Annotated in this window: 12 protein-coding genes; 3 read left to right on the top strand and 9 right to left on the bottom strand. The window is 38.8% G+C overall.

The genetic code is table 11. The features are described from left to right. The 5 genes from I6F43_RS09040 to I6F43_RS09020 all read right to left on the bottom strand — a co-directional run bounded on the left by I6F43_RS09040 (position 1) and on the right by I6F43_RS09020 (position 9,708). Positions 1 to 1,506, bottom strand: coding sequence for an MFS transporter (locus I6F43_RS09040; protein WP_010555040.1), 1,506 nt, complete (start codon positions 1,504 to 1,506; stop codon positions 1 to 3). Continuing rightward, a complete protein-coding gene (locus tag I6F43_RS09035) occupies positions 1,499 to 3,358 on the bottom strand; it encodes an alpha-amylase family glycosyl hydrolase (protein ID WP_197101966.1) in 1,860 nt (619 codons plus the stop codon). The genes I6F43_RS09040 and I6F43_RS09035 overlap by 8 nt, the downstream gene beginning before the upstream one ends. Positions 3,359 to 3,448: 90 nt before the next feature. After that, the gene (locus tag I6F43_RS09030) at positions 3,449 to 5,299 is read right to left on the bottom strand and encodes a glycoside hydrolase family 13 protein (RefSeq protein WP_197101964.1); all 1,851 of its coding nucleotides are present in this window, start codon (positions 5,297 to 5,299) and stop codon (positions 3,449 to 3,451) included. Positions 5,300 to 5,301: 2 nt separating this feature from the next. Then, entirely contained in the window at positions 5,302 to 6,792 is a 1,491-nt protein-coding gene (locus I6F43_RS09025) for a tryptophan halogenase family protein (RefSeq protein ID WP_197101962.1), read from the bottom strand. Positions 6,793 to 6,924: 132 nt separating this feature from the next. Next, the gene (locus I6F43_RS09020; RefSeq protein WP_197101960.1) at positions 6,925 to 9,708 is read right to left on the bottom strand and encodes a TonB-dependent receptor; all 2,784 of its coding nucleotides are present in this window, start codon (positions 9,706 to 9,708) and stop codon (positions 6,925 to 6,927) included. 662 nt (positions 9,709 to 10,370) lie between these two features. Between I6F43_RS09020 and I6F43_RS09015 the strand changes: the two genes are divergently transcribed. After that, positions 10,371 to 11,993 (top strand): alpha-glucosidase family protein, encoded by a 1,623-nt coding sequence (locus I6F43_RS09015; protein WP_197101958.1) that lies wholly within the window; start codon positions 10,371 to 10,373, stop codon positions 11,991 to 11,993. A 92-nt stretch (positions 11,994 to 12,085) separates the two neighbouring features. On the opposite strand, the gene I6F43_RS09010 is transcribed toward I6F43_RS09015, so the two are convergent. Beyond that, positions 12,086 to 12,631, bottom strand: coding sequence for a TIGR00645 family protein (locus tag I6F43_RS09010; RefSeq protein WP_007582598.1), 546 nt, complete (start codon positions 12,629 to 12,631; stop codon positions 12,086 to 12,088). Between the two features lie 240 nt (positions 12,632 to 12,871). Here I6F43_RS09010 and I6F43_RS09005 point away from each other — a divergent pair, with 240 nt between their 5' ends. Then, entirely contained in the window at positions 12,872 to 13,114 is a 243-nt protein-coding gene (locus tag I6F43_RS09005) for a hypothetical protein (protein WP_007582596.1), read from the top strand. 304 nt (positions 13,115 to 13,418) lie between these two features. On the opposite strand, the gene topA is transcribed toward I6F43_RS09005, so the two are convergent. Together topA and I6F43_RS08995 are read right to left on the bottom strand one after the other, a co-directional pair. After that, positions 13,419 to 16,127: a type I DNA topoisomerase gene (gene topA / locus I6F43_RS09000; RefSeq protein WP_197101956.1), complete on the bottom strand. Its 2,709-nt coding sequence runs from the start codon at positions 16,125 to 16,127 to the stop codon at positions 13,419 to 13,421. 248 nt (positions 16,128 to 16,375) lie between these two features. Then, entirely contained in the window at positions 16,376 to 19,699 is a 3,324-nt protein-coding gene (locus I6F43_RS08995) for a hypothetical protein (RefSeq protein WP_197101954.1), read from the bottom strand. A 194-nt stretch (positions 19,700 to 19,893) separates the two neighbouring features. Here I6F43_RS08995 and I6F43_RS08990 point away from each other — a divergent pair, with 194 nt between their 5' ends. After that, entirely contained in the window at positions 19,894 to 21,228 is a 1,335-nt protein-coding gene (locus I6F43_RS08990) for a dicarboxylate/amino acid:cation symporter (protein ID WP_024590095.1), read from the top strand. Positions 21,229 to 21,324: 96 nt separating this feature from the next. On the opposite strand, the gene sohB is transcribed toward I6F43_RS08990, so the two are convergent. Beyond that, positions 21,325 to 22,341 (bottom strand): protease SohB, encoded by a 1,017-nt coding sequence (gene sohB, locus I6F43_RS08985; protein ID WP_197101952.1) that lies wholly within the window; start codon positions 22,339 to 22,341, stop codon positions 21,325 to 21,327. Between the last annotated feature and the right edge of the window lie 64 nt (positions 22,342 to 22,405).

Below are 22,405 nucleotides of genomic sequence, written 5' to 3'. Positions count from 1 at the left end.
TTAGTTTGAATTTTTAACGCGCATTACAGCAATCGCAGCAACAACGAATGATGCAGCACCAATTAATAATGCGTAAATAGGCTGGTTAGAAAATACGTGGCGTAAAATAAGCCCTAAAATACTAGCAGCAAGCAATTGCGGTATAACAATAAAGAAGTTAAAAATACCCATATACACGCCCATTTTATTACTCGGTAGTGCGTTACTTAACATTGCATAAGGAAGCGATAAAATAGAAGCCCATGCAAAGCCAACGCCTATCATTGGAATAAGGAGCATTTTTGGATCTGTTATAAACATAAAGCTCGCAAGGCCCAATGCGCCTAGTAATAAGTTAAAGCAATGTGCGCCTTTTAAGCCCATTTTTTTAACTAAAAATGGAATACACATAGCGGCAATAGCCGCAAAGCCGTTGTAAGCTGCAAATAAAATACCGACCCAATCAGCCCCATCGTTAAAGGCTTTACTTGTTGCATCACTGCTGCCGTAATGAAAGCTTGTTACTGCGGCTGTGGTGTATATCCACATAGCAAACAACGTAAACCAGCTAAAAAACTGCACCCAAGCAAGCTGCTTCATTGCCTCTGGCATGGTAAATACATCTTGTACTACTTGGTAAAAACCGCCTTGTATTTTGTTAGCAGCCTTTAATGCGCTTGCTATCCACTGCACAATACCAAACGCTAGTAAGCCACCAGCAAGTAGGTATAACTCTTTTTCAAGCGATAAACCCATTACTAATGCAAGGGTTGCTAAACCTAGCACCACAAAAATAATGGCACCTTTATTGAAGTTGATATCTACTAATGCGGTGTTAGTCGGTTTGGCAGTGTGGTTTTCAAAAGCAGCTAATTGCTCAGGGCTATATTCTTTGGTTCGCATAACTGTCCAAAGAACTGCGACTAGCAATACGACCCCACCCCAATAAAATGAATATTTAACAGATTCAGGGATTTGCCCTGGCGCAGCGGTATTACTTACATCAAACCAATTGGTCATCATCCATGGTAGCGCTGAGGCTAATACCGCACCAATACCAATAAAAAAGCTTTGTAACCCGTAACCTGTAGCGCGTTGTTTTTCTGGCAGGTTATCGCCTACAAGTGCTCTAAAAGGTTCCATAGTGACATTGATTGAGGCATCCATAATCCATAACATACCTGCAGCAATCCAAAGGGTTGGTGAATGCGGCATGATAAAGAGTGAGATAGTAGTAAGTACCGCCCCTATGAAAAAGAATGGACGACGACGACCAAAACGTCCCCATGTTTTATCACTCCAATAACCAATTATTGGTTGCACTATTAAGCCCGTTAGCGGTGCTGCAACCCATAAAATAGGAATATCATCAACTTGTGCGCCTAGGGTTTGAAAAATACGGCTCACATTGCCGTTTTGTAGTGCAAAACCAAATTGAATACCTAAAAAGCCAAAGCACATATTCCATATTTGCCAAAAACTTAGATTTGGTTTGTTGCTGTCATAATTATTATTTTGATTATTCATGATTAGCCTTATTAGTTAAAACTGCGCTACTAAATGCATCTAGCGAAAGCATAAGCTTTGTAACTTCTTTGTCAGTGATGATCTTTACCGTGTTTTGTTCAAGTAAGTCGTGTAGCGGTTTATTTCGCTCAAAGGTATTTGCTTGCTCTGGTGTTAAATTAATTAATACCGTTTGTGGCTCCTCACTAAAATTACTAAAAACATAAACAGCTTGCTGTCCCAGCGAGCGTACAAAACCAACAACGCGTTCGCTATTGCTAAGTGAAAGCTCTGACATGGTTCCACCTACAACAGCGGGTAAACGATTAAGAGCCATTATTGATTTATAATAATCACGAAGTGATGCTTGCTCGCTCGATAAGTTAGCGCCGTCGAATTTTCCGTTGTTCATCCATGCTTGATGCGCTGGTACACCAATATAGTCAAAAATGCTGGTGCGAGTAGATGTGCCAAAACCTGCGTTTTCAGATCCGTCCTCCCCCACATCTTGGGCAAAATATAATAAAGTAGGTGCGCGACTCATTAAGCTAGAAACTACCATTGCTGGTTTCCCCCAGCGTGCATCACCTGCAAAATCAGGGCTAGCAATGCGTTGTTCGTCGTGATTTTCTAAAAAGTGCAGCATGTGCGCTTCAATATCAGCCACTTGGCTTTGGGCTGCAAAAATAGTATTAGCAGCTTGCTTACCCTGCATAATGGCTTTTAATGTGTCGTAAAAGCCGACTTTGTCATACAAGTAATCCATTTTTCCTTGCTGAATATACGCTCTGTACATTTGTGGGTTGTAAACTTCAGCCAATAAAAACGCATCGGGCTTTTGCATTTTTATTGATGAATTTAAAAAGCTCCAAAATTCAACCGGCACCATTTCGGCCATATCGTACCTAAAACCATCAACGCCTTTGTCGAGCCAGTACAATGTGATATCTCTAAATTTATACCAACTATTAGGAAGCTCTTTATTTTGCCAAAACGCATAATGAGCGCGATAATCTTGGTTTTCTAACTCTTTAGGTAATACAGGAAAGTCATAGCTGCCATCAGGCTTAACGCCATAATTCACTCTTACGGTTTCGTACCAATCGTTAATATCTGGCTTGGGTGCACGCGCACCATTACCCGTCCATTTTGCTGGCGTTTCATCAAAAAAAACGTCAGCTAAAGGGTGAGTATTACCCCCTAAAACTGTATAGCTTTGTGATGTCGGAACCTGAAAAGACTGGCCTGGTACATAATAAAAGTTATTATTTTTATCGTACTCTTTGCTGGTGTCGTCTTGTTCACCAAAGTCTTTTATTCCTTTGGGTTTTGCTACTGATTTATAATTACGAGCCACATGGTTAGGTACAATATCTATAACCACTTTCATGCCATGCTCATGAGTGCGCTCAATCAGATCACTAAACTCACCCATTCTATTGGTCACATTTATGGCTAAATCTGGGTTTACGTCGTAGTAATCTTTTATTGCATAAGGTGAACCTGCACGGCCTTTAACTACATCAGGGTCGTCTTGCGTAATCCCATACTCGGTATAATCGCCCACTAGCGCATGATGTAAAACACCGGTATACCAAACATGGGTCGTACCCAATTCTTTAATACCTTTAAGTGCAGCATCGTTAAAGTCGGCAAATTTACCTACGCCATTTTGCTCTTTTGTACCCCAAGGCACATTCGCGGTCTGTGTGTTACCAAATAAGCGTGTAAATACTTGGTATACAACAGGCTTTGTTAACTCATTTTGCGCCTGTTTAGGGGCTTGCTGTTGTTCGGTTTCATTATTGTCTGAGCACCCACTTGTTATAAGTGCGCTACACAGTAATGCGGGTACATAAACTGATTTTTTCATTGTGTGTCTTTTTGTCAGTAGTGTTATAGCTTTATACTAAAGATATCTGCAGCAAGCATACAGTTGCTGCATACGTATTCACTTAAACATTCACGGCGTATTAATCACTAATACCGTAGCAGTCATTGGCTCTAAGTTAATACTGTTAGTTAGTTTAAAAGTGTGTTGTGTGAATAATGCCTGCGCATTGGCATTTTTTGGTATAACTTCTTGCATGTAATCAAGATTATGCTTTTGTGTTACTTTGTTTTTATTCATAAAAACTAATACTGTTTGCGTATCACTAACGCGAGCATAACTATAAACACCATTGTTCGGACTGAAATGAACGAGCTTACCCTTTGCAAGCGCCGGGCTTTGCTTTCTAAAGTTAAGTAGCGTGCTTATAGTTTCGTGCATATCGCGCTGATCTTTACTTAACCCGACTCCAGTAAACGCATTAGCGTTTTGATTTTTGAACCCACCTGGAAAATCAATTCGTATATCACCATGATCTTTACTCGGCGTATTATCCAATAATATTTCGGTTCCATAATATATTTGAGCAATGCCGCGCGTTGTTAAAAACAAAGTCATCGCCATTTTAGTTTTAGCTAAGTCTTGCCCAAATTCCGTATATAAACGGCTCATATCGTGGTTATCAGCAAACACCATAATGTTATTGGTGTCTGGGTATAAAAAATCGTTAGCTAATGACTGATATACTTTAACCCAGCCTGTGCTCCAACCCTCGTCTTCATTTAAAGCTCGAATTACCGCCTCTTGCAACGAAAAGTCCATCACACTGGGTAAGCTTGACACATACCCATCTTGATTTACTTTACCGCGCTGCCAATACGACGCTATTGCAGGGTTTGAAGTCCACTCTTCGCCAACAATATTAAAGTGTGGGTATTCATCCATAATGGCCTTGGTCCAATCACTTAAAAATGCTTTGTCTGAGTAAGAGTAAGTATCAACTCGAATACCGCTTAAATCTGCGTATTCAATCCACCAAATTGCATTTTGAATTAAATACTCATTTAATAATGGTTGGCGCTGGTTTAAATCGGGCATGCTAGCGACAAACCAACCATCGCTAAACTGGCGTTTATCGTAGTTACTTGCGTGTGGATCTTGAATTGTTTGGCGCGCATGGCTTGTGGCATTTTTACCATTTTCAAACTGCCCATTAAAGTTAATCCAATCTTGAGTTGGTTTATCCTTCATCCACGGGTGCTCAGCACCAAAGTGATTAAGCACCATATCCATAACAAGCCCAATGCCCTGCTCTTTAGCCTTTATTGATAACGTTTTGTATAAATTATTTGATCCCATTCGCGGATCAACGTTATAAAAGTCTGTAATCGCGTAACCATGATAAGAGTAATCTGGCATGTTGTTTTCAAGCACTGGAGTAAGCCAAAGCTGTGTTACACCTAAATTATTTAAATACGGTAATGCGTTAATAACACCTTGAATATCCCCTCCATGTCGCCCGCCTTTAAAACCTGGATTTACAGCTTCTAGCATGCTTTTGACAGTGTCATTTGTGGAGTCGCCATTTACAAAGCGATCTGGGTTAATTAAATATAAAGCATCTGCACTTGTGAAACCTTGGCGTTGCGCGCTATTTTTATCTCGGGTAAATAAAGGAAACTCAAAGCTATGCGCTGTATTAGTGCTGTTAAACTTGAGCGTTCCTGCTTTGGCGTTATCGCTAATATTTAAATGAAGGAAAGCATAATTAGGGTTGTCGGTACGTGTTACGTTATTAAGTTCAACCCCTTTATACTTATCTAATTTAAATTCTTCGTTAGCTATATTTTGCTCATGCACGAGTACTGTAATGTTATTTTTATTCATGCCGACCCACCAATTGGCAGGCTCTACACTAAGTGCATAACTAAAGCTTGGTAAGCTACATGCACTTACTAGTAAAAGTGTGTTTAAAAATCGCATTGTTATACCTTTTTAATGCTGGCTAAAAAATTCTGGTGAGTTGGTAATTGCGTTACAGTTGAGCTGATCAACGTTTTTAAAGTAGAAAATAAATCGCTCAGTTGATCATCACTTAGTGAATCAACAATACTGTTATAGTCATCAGGGATAAGCCCTTGCCCTATCATGACTTGCTGCCAAGCAACTTCGGCGAATAGTTCATCATCTTCACGTATTACTTTGCCTGTGTGTTTAAATAAATTCAGTTTATGGGTAAGGGAATTTGGTATATCCATTTGCATGCATTGACGCCAAAACGGGGAGTCTTCTCGCTCGGTGAGTTTATAATGCAAAATAATAAAATCACGTATGTGCTCTAATTCAATAACGCTTTGTTTATTAAACTCCGTTACTAACGCATCGCTAATACCGTTGTGTGGAAATAGCTTAATTAAACGCGTAACCGCAGTTTGAATTAAATGAATACTGGTTGACTCTAGCGGCTCTAAAAAACCACTTGAGAGGCCAACCGACACCACATTTTTATGCCATTGCTTTAAACGCCGTCCTGTTTTGAATTTTATAATACGGGGCTCTGTAATTGGCTCAGCGGGTACGCTTTTTAGCAGTAACTGCTTAGCATCATCATCTGACAAGTATCTACTGCAATAAACAAGGCCATTACCAATACGATTTTGCAGTGGTATTTGCCATTGCCAACCAGCACTATGTGCAATAGATCGCGTATAGGGCTTAAGCTCATGAGTACTTTTTGTTTGTACGGCTACTGCACTATCGCATGGTAAGTAATGAGACCAATCAATAAACCCTGTATTTAGTGTTTGTTCAATTAATAGTGCACGCAGCCCGGTGCAATCTATAAATAAATCCCCACTAATTTGACTGTCGTTATCCAGTGCTAGGCTTTTAACATTGCCTGTATCGCATTGTTCAACATGGCTTATTTTTGCATCTATGTGTTTAACACCGCGCGATATAGCCAACTTTTTTAAGTATTCAGCGTAAAGCGTCGCATCAAAATGATATGCGTAACTCAGCCCAGGTAGTTGGGTATTAGGAATTGTATTGAGGGGTGCAAATTTATGCTGTTTAGCCGCTTGGTAATTGAGTGAAAAATCCCATAAGTCGTCTTCGCAACCCGTAATTTGACCTTTTAACCAAAAGTTATAAAAATCGCAAAAGGGAAAATCTTTACCTAACGAGCCAAACGCATGCATGTAGCTATGCCCTGGCGTTTTCCAGTTTTCGAACTCTATACCTAATTTTATTGAAGCATTAGTGGCATTAATAAAATCTTGCTCGTTTATACCCAGCGCGTTATTAAGTTGCATAATGGGCGGTATCGTTGCTTCACCCACTCCTACCGTACCAATAGCTGATGATTCTATTAGTGTGATATTAATTACTTTACCTAACACTTTATTAAGCAGTGCTGCTGTTATCCACCCTGCGGTACCACCGCCTGCAATTACGACATGTTTTATTGGTTTCATATTATTGCCCACGCTTTAATACAGCGCTCAATAAACTTAATTAAGCGAATTGGTATTAATCAGTGTTTGATAAACTAGCTATAAAAAAGCCCTTGTAAAACAAATCACAAGGGCTTCTACACACAACTTTTATTATAGCTTGTAACTAAAGCCTAACAAGTAAGTACGACCGTAATCTTGGTAGTCACGTACTTGTAGAGCATTATCGCCAGAAAGTGACGTAAACGGTTCTTCAGTTAAGTTTTGTACTTGAAACTGAACAGATAAACCTTCAAGGCTTTCAATACCGGCCTCAGAGAAGTCATAACCTGCTTGAACATCCCAAATAGTTTCACCTAAAATATCAACTTGTTCAGTGTTAAAACCTAAACCATATACATCACCTTTAAAGGCACTGCGTTTGCGCATACTGGTACGTAATTGCATACCATGCATTTCGTAGTAAACTGTTAAGCTTTGAATTTTATCCGAAAGACCTGGTAGCTCGTAATCGTTACCGTTTTGATCCTCTATATCAGACTCTATTCCTGTATGGCTGGCAATTAAACCAAAACCTTCAAGAGATGGATGGAATATTTTAAATGGTAACGCTAGTGAAAGCTCGTAACCATATAAATCGCCACCGCCGCCATTTATTTTACCGCTGCCTGTACCTGATGCTGTTGCAGGAACTTCACCTGTTGAAGGGTCAGCTACGCCTGACATATCAATTGCATACGTGCCGTCAAAAATCCACTGAGTTAAATCTTTATAGAAAAACGCAGCAGAGAAGTAACCTTCATCGCTAAAGTAATTCTCGTAAGTAAAATCGTAGCCGGTTGCTTCTTTAGGTTCTAAATTTGGGTTACCACCCGATACAGACCAATAGTTGCCATTTTCATCAGGTGTTTGATTATATGAAGCATTAACTGATGAATTCATTTCATCTAAGCGTGCACGAGAAATTGTTTTAGCAGCACCAAAACGTATCGTTTGTTGCTCATCAATCGCAAGTGACAGGTTTAAGCTAGGTAATACGTGCGAGTAATCATGACTTATGTTTGTCGGTGATGTAACAACCACACCATCAACAGTACTAAATGCATTACCTTGTGATGATTGATCAGTTTGTACATAACGCACGCCCACGTTACCCGTTAATGCAAGGCCGCTTACTTCAGCATTAATATTTGCTTGAACAAATGCAGAAGTAATTTCTTCTTTTACAGTCCACGATTTAGTCGCATGACTTGTATTTGTTAAGCTCTCTGCCAGTAAGTCGTAATAACCGTCGTTAACTAAGCCATTTACGTCATAAGCAATCATATCGCCCATGCCTATAAAGCCTAAATCAACACTTCCGTTACGGTACTGTTCTGGCACATTAAGCATGCCTGGGCTATCAAGCGAAAAGCTAGATAACGTCATAAAGTAACCTTCTGAATCTTTTGTTTTCTCACGTTCTTTGTAAAACATACCAAATTCAATAGAGCTTATGTACTCGTTTTCTAATACCTTTGAAGCCGCTATTTTTAATGTTGACAGCTCATCTTCAATGGTCGGTGCATTAATAAAACCATCTTGCGCTTGGTTTTCATACTCAGTACCAGTTAAACCATATTTATCGTTAAGTGCAGAGCTTGCACCCCACGATAGCGGGCCACCTAACTGTATTAAACCATAATCGCTATAATCTAAGTCATGAGTAAAGCTTGCGCCGGTGTTTCCACCATTAAATGTATAACCTAAGTTATCTGCAACACCGCGAGCATCACCACGCCCTGTACCTGAGTAGCTCTCAACACTCCAGATTTTACGGTCTACTTGTGAGTAGCTTGCGTCAAACTCTACTGACCACGAATCGTCAATATCATATTTAGTATTAAAACCAAAAGCTGTAAGTTCCGCTTCGCGTTCTTCATAATCGTTTCGAACTACTACACGTTGGCCTTGTGTTACTGCACTAGTTATAAAGCCAGATGCTTCATCAACTACAACACTATTTGCATCAATACTACCTTGTCCCCATGCAAACGGAACTTCAATACCGCGTAGAATTTTTTCATCTGTAAAATCTACATATAACGCATCAAACGTCATGTTTAATTTATCTGTAGGTGCGGCTTCAAGTACAAGCATTGCAGAATCGCGCTCAAGTGTAGATGAACGTACAAATGGTTTAGCGCCACCTAAAATTGAATAATCGTTACCATTTTCGGTGAATTCTGGGTAGCCCCACGAGTTCCAACGTTTTTCTTGATTTGGTGAACTCATTGTATTTAAAGCAAAGGCAACACCAATTGTATCGTCAGCAAACTGGTCAATGTATGAAATAGTGCCTCGGTAACCGTCATCATTACCGTCTGGATTTAATTTACCAAAGCTGGTTTGCTCATACTGCCCATTTACTTGCACAACACGCTCGCCTTTACTTAAAGGGCGCACGGTTTGCATATTAATAACACCGGCAATACCTTCAGCATCAATACTTGCATTTGGCGTTTTATAAACAGTTACACCGCTCATTATTTCTGATGGATAAAGGTCAAACTCTACACCACGGTTATCACCAATCGATACCTGCTCACGACCGTTAAACGTTGTGCCACTTTCATTCTCGCCAAAACCACGAATAGAGACACGACTTGCTCGACCATCTAAGCGCTGGGCGGTTAAACCGGGTAAACGCGCAATCGATTCAGCAATTGAAGAATCTGGCAATTTGCCAATGTCTTCAGCCGATATAGATTCTACAACCTGTGTAGAGAAGCGTTTTGTGTTGATTGATTCTACAACACTGCCACGAAAGCCTTTAACTTCGATAACTTCTACATCATCTTTTTTTATTGTATCTTCTTGAGCAGCCTGTGTAGCAAAGCTTGATAAGCCTGCAGCTGTTAATGCCAAAGTTAATATACTTGGTTTGAACATAGACATAATGTTTTCCCGTTACCCATATTGTGATACCCGCGTTCAATGTTTAAGTGATAGTTAAACAAGGCGAGCTAATTTTGTTGTCAGGATGAATATTAACGCCAGATTTATTTTATTAACAACTTTATGCATACGTATTCAACAATTTCAATGTAGCCTAAAATTAACATATATTACACATATATAATTTTAACCACATGATTTTATTAAAAATAAGCAAAACAAAAAACACTGAAAGAGCATGACAGATTAAATCTATTTTGTAGAAAACTAATAGCCTTCCTACTTGAATGTAAACAAGATGAAATTAATTAGCGCTGTTATATAACTTTTAAATAATTGCACATTTACTAAGTGTTAAATTGGTCAGACCATTCCTAGTAAAACCAAGGGTATATTTCCTTTATAGTACAAACTGTTAGGTTAAATTTAACTAAAAAATGAATGAATAACATAATTGGTAAACATTAAACACACAAAACGAACACCGCTAAAGATGCGCTAAGCGCTTATTTTAAATAATTTTATTGCATTATTTTTAGTGCATACGTATGCAGACTTTTTACAGAATTAAAGGCTTCACGTATGCTTTTTGAAAATAACGTGATTAATCGTAATCACAATAAAGAATAGTCTAAATACTGTGTGGAATGACGGAGAAAAGCATGACCCAAAAGCAGTGGTATAAAGGTGCGGTTATTTATCAAGTTTATCCGCGTAGCTTTCAAGATAGCAACAACGATGGTATTGGTGACTTAAAAGGGATTATTAATCGTATTGATTACATTAAAAGCTTAGGCGTTGATGCAATTTGGATTTCACCTTTTTTCAAATCGCCGATGAAAGACTTTGGCTACGATATTAGTGACTACCGTGACATTGACCCGCTTTTTGGTGATTTAAACGATTTTGATGAACTTATTAGCCAAGCCCATAATCGCAATATTAAAATTATAATTGACCAAGTACTAAGCCATACATCAGATCAACACCAATGGTTTACAGATAGCCGCGAAAATCAAAATAACGATAAAGCGGATTGGTATGTTTGGGCTGAAGCTAAAGATGACGGCACAGCACCTAATAATTGGCTGTCTATTTTTGGTGGTGGCGCGTGGCAGTGGGAACCTCGCCGTGGGCAATATTATTTGCATAACTTTTTAACCGAACAACCCGATTTAAACTTTCATAATCCTGACGTAAGACAAGCTGTACTTGATAACGTAGAGTTTTGGCTTAAAAAAGGCGTTGATGGCTTTAGATTAGATGCTATTAACTTTTGTTATCACGATGCACAACTTCGCGATAACCCAGCTAAACCAAAAGATAAGCGCCAGGGTCGTGGTTTTAGTGAAGATAACCCATACGCATTTCAGTATCATTACTACAACAACACTCAGCCAGAAAATATTGAGTTTATGCAAGACATTCGCACATTACTTAATAAATACCCAGGTACTGTATCGCTTGGCGAAATCTCATCAGAAGATTCATTGGCGACAATGGCGCAGTACACCCAAGGTGGCGATAAGCTGCACATGGGATATAGCTTTGAGCTCTTAACAAATGATTATTCAAGTGAATATATTAGAACTACGGTTCAAACTCTTGAACAACGTATGACTGAGGGTTGGCCGTGTTGGGCATTTAGCAACCATGATGTAGAGCGCGTAGCAAGTCGCTGGAGCGAAAATGGCGAAATAAACCCTCAGCAATGTAAAATGCTAACCGCCCTACTTGCTTCCCTTCGTGGCAGTGTATGTATGTACCAAGGTGAAGAGCTTGGTTTAGGTGAAGCATCTGTTGCCTTTGAAGACTTACAAGACCCATACGGCATTACATTTTGGCCTAACTTTAAAGGGCGTGATGGCTGTAGAACGCCAATGCCTTGGGAGCAAGTTGATTCACCTCATGCGGGTTTTAGTGATGTAAAACCTTGGCTACCTGTTGATGATGCACACAAACAGCAATCAGTCGCTGTGCAAACTAATGATAGCAACTCAATTTTAAACGCCTATCGTGAGTTTATGGCGTGGCGCAAAAGCCAAACTGTTTTACTAGAGGGTGATATTGAGTTTATTGAAACGCCTGAGCCTGTGCTTGCTTTTTATAGAACGCTTGGACCGCAAAAAATGCTGTGCATGTTTAATCTAAGCTCTCAACAAACAAGTACTGATATGCCAACATCAATCGTTAAAGAATACAATGAGCTTAGCCACCACAGCGCAAAATTAAGCCAAGACACACTAACACTTGAGCCTTTCGCTTGCTTTTATGCAAAGTGTTAATGACATCAATAATTACACTTAATATTACAGCTAAGCTCTAAACATAAAAAGCCCAAGTAAATTACTTGGGCTCTTTTATGCGTTTAATTTTTCTAATGACTTTGGGTTTTACTGTTTAAGTAGTCAGTTAAAGCAAATAAAACGCCTGACATTACAAACGTAACATGAATAGTCACTTTCCAAAGTAGCTCATCACTTGGATATGCGCCTGAGTTTATAAATACTTTTAATAACTCAACAGCAGAAATAGCGACTATCGCACTTATTAATTTCATCTTTAGACCTGAAAAACCAACTTTTCCCATCCAAGATGGTCTGTCTTCATGATTATCAATATTAAGCTTAGAAACAAAGTTCTCGTAACCGCTAAATGTAATGATCAGCAATAACCCCGCTAATAATGCCGTATCAACTAAAGTTAGAATACCGACAAGTAACTCTTGATTTGTTGCTGTAAATGTCGCAATACCCATTAAATAAAGCTGCTTAAAAAACTTTATTAACAACAGTACAACTGCAAATAGTAAACCCACAAAAAATGGGGCTAGTAGCCAACGCCCTTTAAAAATAAAAGATTCTAATGCATGCTCTACTTTATTAGCTTGGCGTGGTTTTTTATTAGGGGTGTGTGATGACATTGATTTGTCTTTTAATTAAAAAAAGCGACCTTAGCTTATAAACCACTGCAACACAATGCTGCGAAATCCTGACAAGTAAATTACTCATCTTCACGATAAAAAAATTTCGTTATCTTTTATTTCGTTTTCGTTTAAAAATCAGTATACCAACAGAGTTGTTCTGGATTGGGCACTACTGGTTTAAACCTAATCTTAAACTGGGTAAATCAGTCATCACACCATTTTTTTAGGAATAAACGAATGAAAAAAGCATTGCTAGCATTAATCGTAGCTCCACTATTTGCAGTATCTGCGACTTACGCGGTAGCAGACGATGCGCCAACAGCTTCAGCCGAAATGGTAAAAGAATACACAGAAATGTGTGTTAACTGGGCTAAAGATGATGACGTAAGCAATGAAGAGCTAAATGCCTACGTATTAAAATGCGTAAATGATGAGCTTGAATCTGAAGGCTATAAAAAAGTATCTTCTGTTAAGATTTAATCATACCAATTGCATTAAATTAGTGATCTATTTTAGCGCTAAGAAAATAGCTCAATAGCATGACATATAGTTGTTTTATATGAATGTTTTTTAACGCAGTGAGTGGGTTATTTAGTGCAATATAATGACCATTTTTTAATAAAACTGGTATCTCCAATACGCTTAGTTGAATGTACTGCTAATAAAGCCGTTGCGAAAACATTTAACTAGGCACAAAAAAACCGGAATAGACACAAGCTGTGCATTCCGGTTTTTTTATGGTTTTTTAAAACCTATAAAAAGTTATGAATAAGCGATAACGTGCTTATTCATCTTCTTTTTTAGCTTTCGCTTTAGGCTTTGCTTTAGCTGGTACCTTTTTTGCAGCAGCTTTCTTTTTAGGTGCTGCCTTTTTCTTCGCTTCTTCTGTCCATTTACCTGCTTCATAATGAGCAGTCCAGCCAGTAGCTTTACCGTCAACTTCAGTCATAACATACTGAGCTTTATTTTTACGGCTGTAGCGTACAACAGCAAGATTACCATCAGGATCTTTAGCAGGTGCATCTGCTAAGTAATAAAACTTAGGCGAGATACGGTCTCTAAAGCGTTTTAACTCTTCTACCTTAGGTGCACGTGTTTCACGAGACTTAGGAAAAGTATTTGCAGCTAAGAATATACCAGCGGCGCCATCACGTAATACGAAATACGCATCTGACTTTTCACACTCTAACTCAGTAATGTGAACAGGATCTTCTTTTGGTGGAGCAGCTTCGCCACTTTTAAGTAGTTTACGTGTGTTTTTACACTCGTCATTATTACAGCCAAAATACTTACCAAAACGACCCGATTTAAGTTCCATGTCAGAGCCACATTTATCACATTCGATAATTGGTCCGTCATAGCCTTTAATTTTAAAGGTACCTTCTTCAACAATATGCCCTTTACATGCCGGGTTATTACCACACACATGTAATTTACGGGTTTCGTCGATTAGATATGAATCCATTGCAGTTTCACAAATAGGACAACGCTTCATCTGCATTAACTTTTCAGTTTCTACATCTTCTACATCAGCTGCAACTGCTTCATCACCCGACACCAAGTTCATTGTTGTAGTACAACGCTCTTTTGGCGGAAGGCTGTAACCTGTACACCCTAAGAAAACACCAGTTGATGCCGTTCGTATACCCATCTTTCGGCTACACGTAGGACATTCAATATCAGTTTCAACCATCTCGTTAAGACGCATACCACCGTTCTCTGGCTCGTCTTTAGCAACAGTTAATTGCGTTGAAAAATCAGCATAAAACTTATCTAGAACTTGAGTCCATACACGCTCGCCTTCAGCGATATCATCTAAACGGCCTTCCATTTTAGCTGTAAAATCAAAGTTCATTAAATCAGTGAAGTTTTCAACCAAGCGATCGGTAACTATTTCACCCATTTTTTCAGCAAAGAAACGGCGGTTTTCTACACGTACATAACCACGATCTTGAATCGTTGATATAATTGACGCATAAGTAGATGGACGACCAATACCGCGTTTTTCAAGCTCTTTTACTAAACTTGCTTCACTAAAGCGCGCTGGCGGTTTAGTAAAATGTTGCTTAGGATCAAGTTCGATTAAAGTAAGGACTTCACCTTCTTTAACAGCCGGTAGTGATTGATCTTCTTCGTTTTTCTTACGTATTGCAGGTTGTACTTTTGTCCAACCATCAAAGCGGAGCACACGGCCTTTCGCTTTAAGCTGGAAGTCGTTAGCTGCAACAGTTAGTGTTGTTAAATCGTATTCAGCAGGTACCATTTGGCACGCTACAAATTGACGCCAAATTAGCTCGTACAGCTTTTTAGCATCGGCGTCTACACCTTCAACATGACCAGATAACACGGTAACGCTTGAAGGACGTATTGCCTCATGCGCTTCTTGTGCATTGCCTTTAGAGCTGTAGCTAATTGGATCTTTTGGTAAGTATTTAGCACCAAACTCGTTTGTTACATACTCACGACACATTTCAACGGCATCTTTCGAAAGATTAGTTGAATCAGTACGCATATACGTAATATACCCGCCTTCATACAAACGCTGAGCAAGCATCATGGTCTTTTTAACGCCATAACCTAAACGTGTGCTTGCTGCTTGCTGCATGGTTGAAGTAATTAATGGCGCACTTGGGCGACTTTTACTTGGTTTTTCTTCAACGCTAATTACTTTGTATTCTGCATTCTCAAGGCTTTTAACCGCTGCGCTAGCCTGAGCTTCATTTACAGGCTTAAAAGGCTTTCCTGCTTGTTTGGCTACTTCTAAACGTAACTCAGACTCAGTATTTTTAACGTCAGCGTGAATATCCCAAAATTCTTCAGGGATAAACGCCTTAATTTCACGCTCACGCTCTACTAATAAACGTACCGCAACAGACTGAACTCGTCCTGCAGAAAGTCCACGGGCCACTTTAGCCCACAATAAAGGTGATACCATAAAGCCAACAACACGGTCTAAAAAGCGACGTGTTTGCTGAGCGTAAACCATATCAGTATTGAGCTCGCCAGGTGTTTCAAACGCTTGCTGTATTGCGTTTTTAGTAATTTCGTTAAAAACTACGCGCTTATATTTAGCAGGATCACCACCAATGATTTCTTGAAGGTGCCAAGCAATTGCTTCCCCTTCTCTATCCAAATCCGTTGCGAGATATATTTGGTCTGCATTTTCTGCCAGCTTTTGTAATTCTTGAACAACTTTTTCTTTACCAGGCAGTATTTCGTAATGCGGATCCCAGCCTTGATTTGGGTCTATACCCATACGCGCGACTAAGTTTGTATAATCTCGTTGCTTTTTATACGCTGCTTTCTCTTCAGGTTCCATTTTACGAACTTCTGCTGGCGTTTTAGTTGCCGGCACTTTAGCTTTGCTCGAACCTGAAGTAGGTAAATCTCGTACATGCCCAATACTGGACTTTACGATGAAGTCATTACCTAAATATTTATTAATTGTTTTAGCCTTAGCAGGAGACTCTACAATTACTAGCGATTTGCCCATAGTTGCCTATTTCTAACCAAATATTGAAAATGTGTTTTGCCGACATAAGCGGCGCGAATATTTATAGGTATATCTACAAACACTAGTTGTTACAAGCTTTTAATACAAACTTTTCAGTATTTACTGAATAAACGAACAATTTTTGTCGTTAAATTAAACAAACTAGTGTTTTTAGATTAATTGATGTGGAATATATAGAACAGAAACAAAAATGCCAACCTAAAGGTTGGCATTTTTAAAATAAAGCCTTATTTACTATCGTAAATTTCGATTCCTTTGGAGACTGTTTTAGTGCCACCAGCCTGAGTAGTAAACTCAAATGTTATTGAAAGTACACCGTCAAATTTATCATTACCATCCGCTTCACGAGAAATACGAACATCTGAATACATTGGTTTATCCGTATTCGTACTTGGAATAATAGCGTTATTTTCGATAATAGATAAGTCGCCATTTGTAGAGGCTATAGATACAGTTGTACCCGCTGGTAGTGGATTACCAAACTCATCTGTGTAGTGAATACGAACTGTAATACCAGATAAGCCAACTTCCAATAGTTGAGGATCAGTTTCATCTGGATCCGTTTCATCATATTCAGGGTTATCTGCAAAAACATTTGATAAATCAACTGCTGATATATCACAACGCTCAGATACATCGGATGGCTCAAGTACTGCTGTAACTGAAACAGAGCAATCTGCTGGTACATAAACAGGATACGGTGCATCAAGAATATCCGTTGTTTTCAACACAGAAAAACGAACATATGGATTATCTCCAGACATAACCAATTCAATTTGTTTACGCACTTCAATTAGCTCACGAGAACACTCACCTGCATTTTCAGCAGCTTCGCTACATAATAAGCCATTATATTTACCATCAGCAAAGTCATAAATACCGTCATTATCTAGGTCTCGCCATGTTTCATTATGACCACCTCGTGAAATTAACTCAGAACATTCATCCGTAGACGGGTCATAATTTGAAGCATCTGCATCACTACAGTTTGCTTTATCGAAGGCAGCATTTTCATTGTGATCTATAAATGCTTCAGGTAAATCGTAACTAGTATAATATTCACCAATATCAAACAAACCATTGGTGCGTTTAACATCATCAGTGGTTTGCTCATCTACAAAGTTCTCTTGTCCTTTAGTGACAGCGAGAACACTTACACGCCCTCCCATAACAACGCCATCAGCATTATTTTTAGCGCGTGTAATACCATTTATACAAGGAGCTGCAATACCAAAATATGGGTCACAATTTATAATACCTGTTTTTGGATTAATACCTTCAGTAGTTGTTGCGTCCCCGTCAATATCGCCAATTCGGTTACCCCATTTGTAATCATAAAATGGACGGTCTCCTTGAGAGCGCCAGGTTACAACACAAGTAGCATCGTCAGTTTTACAAGTAACTTCATTGCTAGATGAGCCAATGACACCAGCTTCAGCTAAAATAGTTGCCTCTACACCGTCACCGTTATAATTATTAAATTGGTCACCAAAATATACCGTAATATCATTTAAAACACCGTTATAATTAAGTGAGTTAGTATTGAACGTATTTGGGCTTGCATCAAAACTGTTTTGGTCTGTTACGCCCGAAGCCAGTGTTAATTGAGCCGATACAGAACTTATCTGCTCGCTTAATGGTACTAAAGTAAGTGTTCCGTCTGGACAAATTTCATTGCTTGGTTCTGATGTACACAGTTCTACATCATCAACCCAACACGTTAAATCATCACCTTCAGGTAAATTATTAACATCTTCTTTAGAAATAAAACACGCTTTTACCACTAATGGACCAGGCACTATGCCAGATTCAACCGTTGTCTGAACAAAGCCTTCATTATTTGTATCACTTGTTCTAAGTGACAGTTTAGCTGCGCCCACTGAATCTGTTAACTTGAAATCAATACGTTGCTGCGTAGATGCAAGACCATCCGCATCTATTAGCTTAAATCTAACGATCGATTGAGTCGGGGCGCCGCCTTCACCTGGAGGTAATGCAATAAATGTTTCACTGACATCAACAAACTGTATTGATTGTACCGCTGATGTTTCCACAGGAATAATCGTAGTAGCAGTAAAGTTTTTACCGCCTGTCTCAACCGTGATATTAATATCATCGTCAATACTACAACCTGTAGCTCGGTATGTTGATGTTGCGATACCACTTGATGATTTTACTGATGCATCAATTACTGAGTCGCCGCTAATTACACACGTTGAGCTGAATTCAACATCTGTTGGAGTTAAGTATAAATTACCATCTTCATCTAAAAGTGTTACTTCAATAACGGTACTACCACCTGCTTTTAGAGGAATAACATTTCCTGAAGAATCTTTATTTAGCCCGTTATCAACCTCTAGGGTTAAATCAGCAATACCTACAGCAAAATTAGTTGAATTACTTTCACCTACAGACGTTACAGTAACAGTACCTGCGCCACCAGTATTACCAGGTTGCAACTTTAGTAAAGCAATACCAAAGTTATCGGTAAGGGCTGTCCCAGATGAAGGGAGAACAGAACCTAAATTTGTTGAAATATTAACAAGCGAATTTTTACTACCTTCACCATTTTGCTCATCAATGACTTCAACAAATAATTCACCTAGTTCTGATGAAGAGATAGTATTAGCTACCGTACAACCCGATGCTGTTTGTGTAGGGTCAAGTTTTACGCTAGAACGATTATCGTCCCAGCCTGCGTTACAGCCTGTTAAGAGCTTTACTGATATAGAGAATTGTGCCAAATCAACTGGTGCAGAATCACCTGATGAATAAAATACAGCTGTATTACTCACTTCTGTTGAGTTCGTAGGATTATAAGTTGCAACAACTTGACCTGCGCCTTTAAAACTACCACTAGAGAGAGTTACTTTTGCTTCACCCGCTGAGTTTGTAATTGCAGTACCTAAGTCAGGCGTTATTTTACCTGTGAAGTTTGTAGTAAAAGTAACAAGCTGCTCGCTAAGTGCAACTCCATCATTTTTTAAAGTCGCTGTAACCGTGCCTAAGTTGTCAGTTGTAACCGGGTTTGTATCTGAATACTTAGCACCATTTTCATCGACAATATTTACTGTTAGAGTTGTTGACCCACTAACACCCGTATCATCACCCTGCCCACCGCTTGATTGAAAAGCAAAGGTACTTGAGTAAGATTCGCCATCGACTGTATAGGTAGCGGTTACTTCTCCAGCACCGGCTTGAGCACCGGCTGTAAGTTCAACCGTTGCAATACCATCGTTTTGAGTTAATGCACTTGATGGAGACAGTTCACCAATCTCATCTTCTAATGTAAACGTAATGCGCTTACCCGCAACAATTACACCGTCTTGAGTAAGAATTGCGCGTAAATCTAAAGAGGAGGTAGCGGTAACAGAATTTGACTCTGTTGCGTCTGTTTGAGAATACCCCTTTAATGAAACCGAGTATGTAGCAGCCTCTGTAGTGGAATCACCATCACTTATAGAGCCGTCTTTTTCAAGTGACCCACCGCCACCACAGGCTGTGAGTAAAAAACTTAGCAATGAAATGCCGAGCAGTCGCATTAAAGGCATGAACCTCTCCCTAGCGTTGTTATTATAATTAAAATTAATTTACACTTAATATTAACCTATAACTTAGTCTAAAATCACAGTTTTTTATTACTTTTTTGTGCAAAATATTTTTAAATAAATACTAACTTTTTCTGTAGTAAATATTTCCTTGCTGGTAGTCTATGGCAAATTTATAAAAATGTAGATCAGGAAATATGTCAAAAATCCGTTCAATGAGTTTAACCACTCGCATCATGATTGGTATGGCGCTTGGGGTTGCAGTAGGTTTTATATTTCAGGCTATATTAGCTGGTGAAGACGATTATCTAATACCACTTGGGTTATTCTCTTTGCCAATTAAAGCCTTTTTTGTTGATGGTATTTTCCATGTGGGTGGTCAAATATTTATTGCCAGCTTGAAAATGTTAGTTGTGCCTCTTGTTTTTGTATCGCTTGTTTGTGGTACCTGTAGCTTAAGCGACCCTAAAAAACTAGGCCGATTAGGTGGTAAATCTATTGGTTTATATTTATTAACTACGGCTATTGCTATAACAGTAGCAATTACGCTTGCCTTATTATTTAGCCCTGGTGAGGGCATCAGCTTGCCATCTAATGCAACTTATGATGCTAAAGAAGCGCCTACTCTTGCCCGTGTAATTATAGATATGTTTCCTACAAACCCTTTTGAAGCAATGGCCAAAGGCAATATGCTTCAAGTTATTGTGTTTGCACTTTTATTTGGTGTAGCAATGGCATTAAGTGGTAAAGCAGGAAAACGTGTTGCTACCGTATTTGAAGATTTAAACACTGTGATTTTAAAACTAGTTACGCTTTTAATGAATATTGCCCCTTATGGCGTGTTCTTTTTAATGGCAAAACTGTTTACAACAATTGAGCTTAACTTAATTGTGAGCTTAGCGAAGTACTTTGGCGTTGTAGTGCTTGCACTGTTATTACATGCTTTTGTAAACTACACATTGCTTTTAAAAATATTAACGGGCTTAAACCCGCTTATTTTCTTAGCAAAAATGAAGCACACATGCTTATTTGCATTTAGTACCTCGAGCTCAAGCGCAACTATGCCTATTACACTTGAAACTGCTACTAAAAAGTTAGGTGCTAATAACTCGGTTGCCTCATTTACTATCCCACTGGGTGCTACCATTAACATGGATGGCACTGCCATCATGCAAGGTGTGGCTACCGTGTTCATTGCACAAGTGTTTAGTGTCGATTTGACAATATCTGATTATCTAATGGTTATATTAACAGCAACACTTGCCTCTGTAGGTACAGCAGGCGTACCTGGTGTTGGTTTAATAATGCTGGCAATGGTACTTAACCAAGTTGGCTTACCTGTAGAAGGGATTGCAATTATTATCGGTGTAGATAGATTACTTGATATGACACGTACAGCAGTTAATGTAACCGGCGATTGTATGGTTACCTGTGTTGTTGCCAAGTCTGAAGGTGAGCTAGATGAGAGCATCTTTAACGACCCTAATGCAGCTAAAGACTTAGAAGATTATCATAAATCTATTGATTCATAATCTAAGGTTATTGAGTTATAAAAAACCTTGATGTTTTGCATCAAGGTTTTTTTTCGAGTAAAAATAATTAAACTGAATCCTGAAAAAGATTCTAATCTAAGGATTTAACGACTTAAACTTAGAAAGTAAGTTTATTCCCACTTTATTTACACCACTACTCAAGCCAAGAGCTAGCTTATCGCTCAACCCTTTTTTAACTTTGTATTTAATCTTATAAATTTGGCGCTCATGTTGCTGCTCTAGCAATGCATCATCACTTGTTTTTATAACATCTACCAAGCCTTTATCAATTGCTTGAGTTGCAAACCAATGCTCACCTGTCGCAACTAAGTTTATATCTAAGCTTGGACGTTGAGTGCTTACAAACGTTTTAAATAAACCATGTGTTTGTTCAATTTCTTCACGAAATTTTTCACGGGCCTTATCTGTGTTTTCACCAAATAAAGTAAGTGTGCGTTTAAATTCACCTGCTGTTATTTGCTCAAATTCAACATCATTTTTCTTTAATATTTTATTAAAGTTAGGTATTTGAGCTATCACACCAATAGATCCAACTATTGCAAAAGGCGCTGCAAGTATCTCGTCCGCGACACACGCCATCATGTAACCGCCACTTGCTGCCACTTTATCAATTGCAACACTCAGAGGAATACCCGCACTTTTAATACGCTGTAACTGAGATGCAGCAAGTCCGTAGCCATGTACAACACCGCCACCACTTTCTAAACGAATAAGTACTTTGTCTTTACTTGGATCGGCAATAGAGATAATAGCCGTTATTTCTTCTCGTAAGCTTTCTACTTCGTGAGCGTCCATACTACCCACAAAGTCAATTACATATAAACGAGGTTTAGGCTCATCTTTATCTGCTTTTTTACTCTTTGATTTAAGTTGTTTTTGATGCGCTTTAAGCTCTTTTTTACCCAACGTATTTTGTAAAAAACTTTCTTTAAGTTCAACTAGCTGCTCTGATATATCGTCAATTTGTATTTCACCTTTTTTGGCCTTTGGCTTAACTGCAGCGCCAACTATTAGCATTAAAATAACTGCTATAGCGATAACAAAAGTAACTGTTTTAGCAAAAAACAAACCGTATTCGTATAAAAATTCCAACTGGTTTCTCCATTTATAAATTTCAGCTAATTTAGCATGCTTTAAAGCAAAAAAAAGCCACTTT

Origin of the sequence: Pseudoalteromonas sp. NZS71_1, from assembly GCF_015864305.1 — a bacterium.
Lineage (GTDB): Bacteria > Pseudomonadota > Gammaproteobacteria > Enterobacterales > Alteromonadaceae > Pseudoalteromonas > Pseudoalteromonas arctica.
Note: the sequence above shows the minus strand (reverse complement) of the source record. Positions and strands in the feature narration are given on the sequence as shown.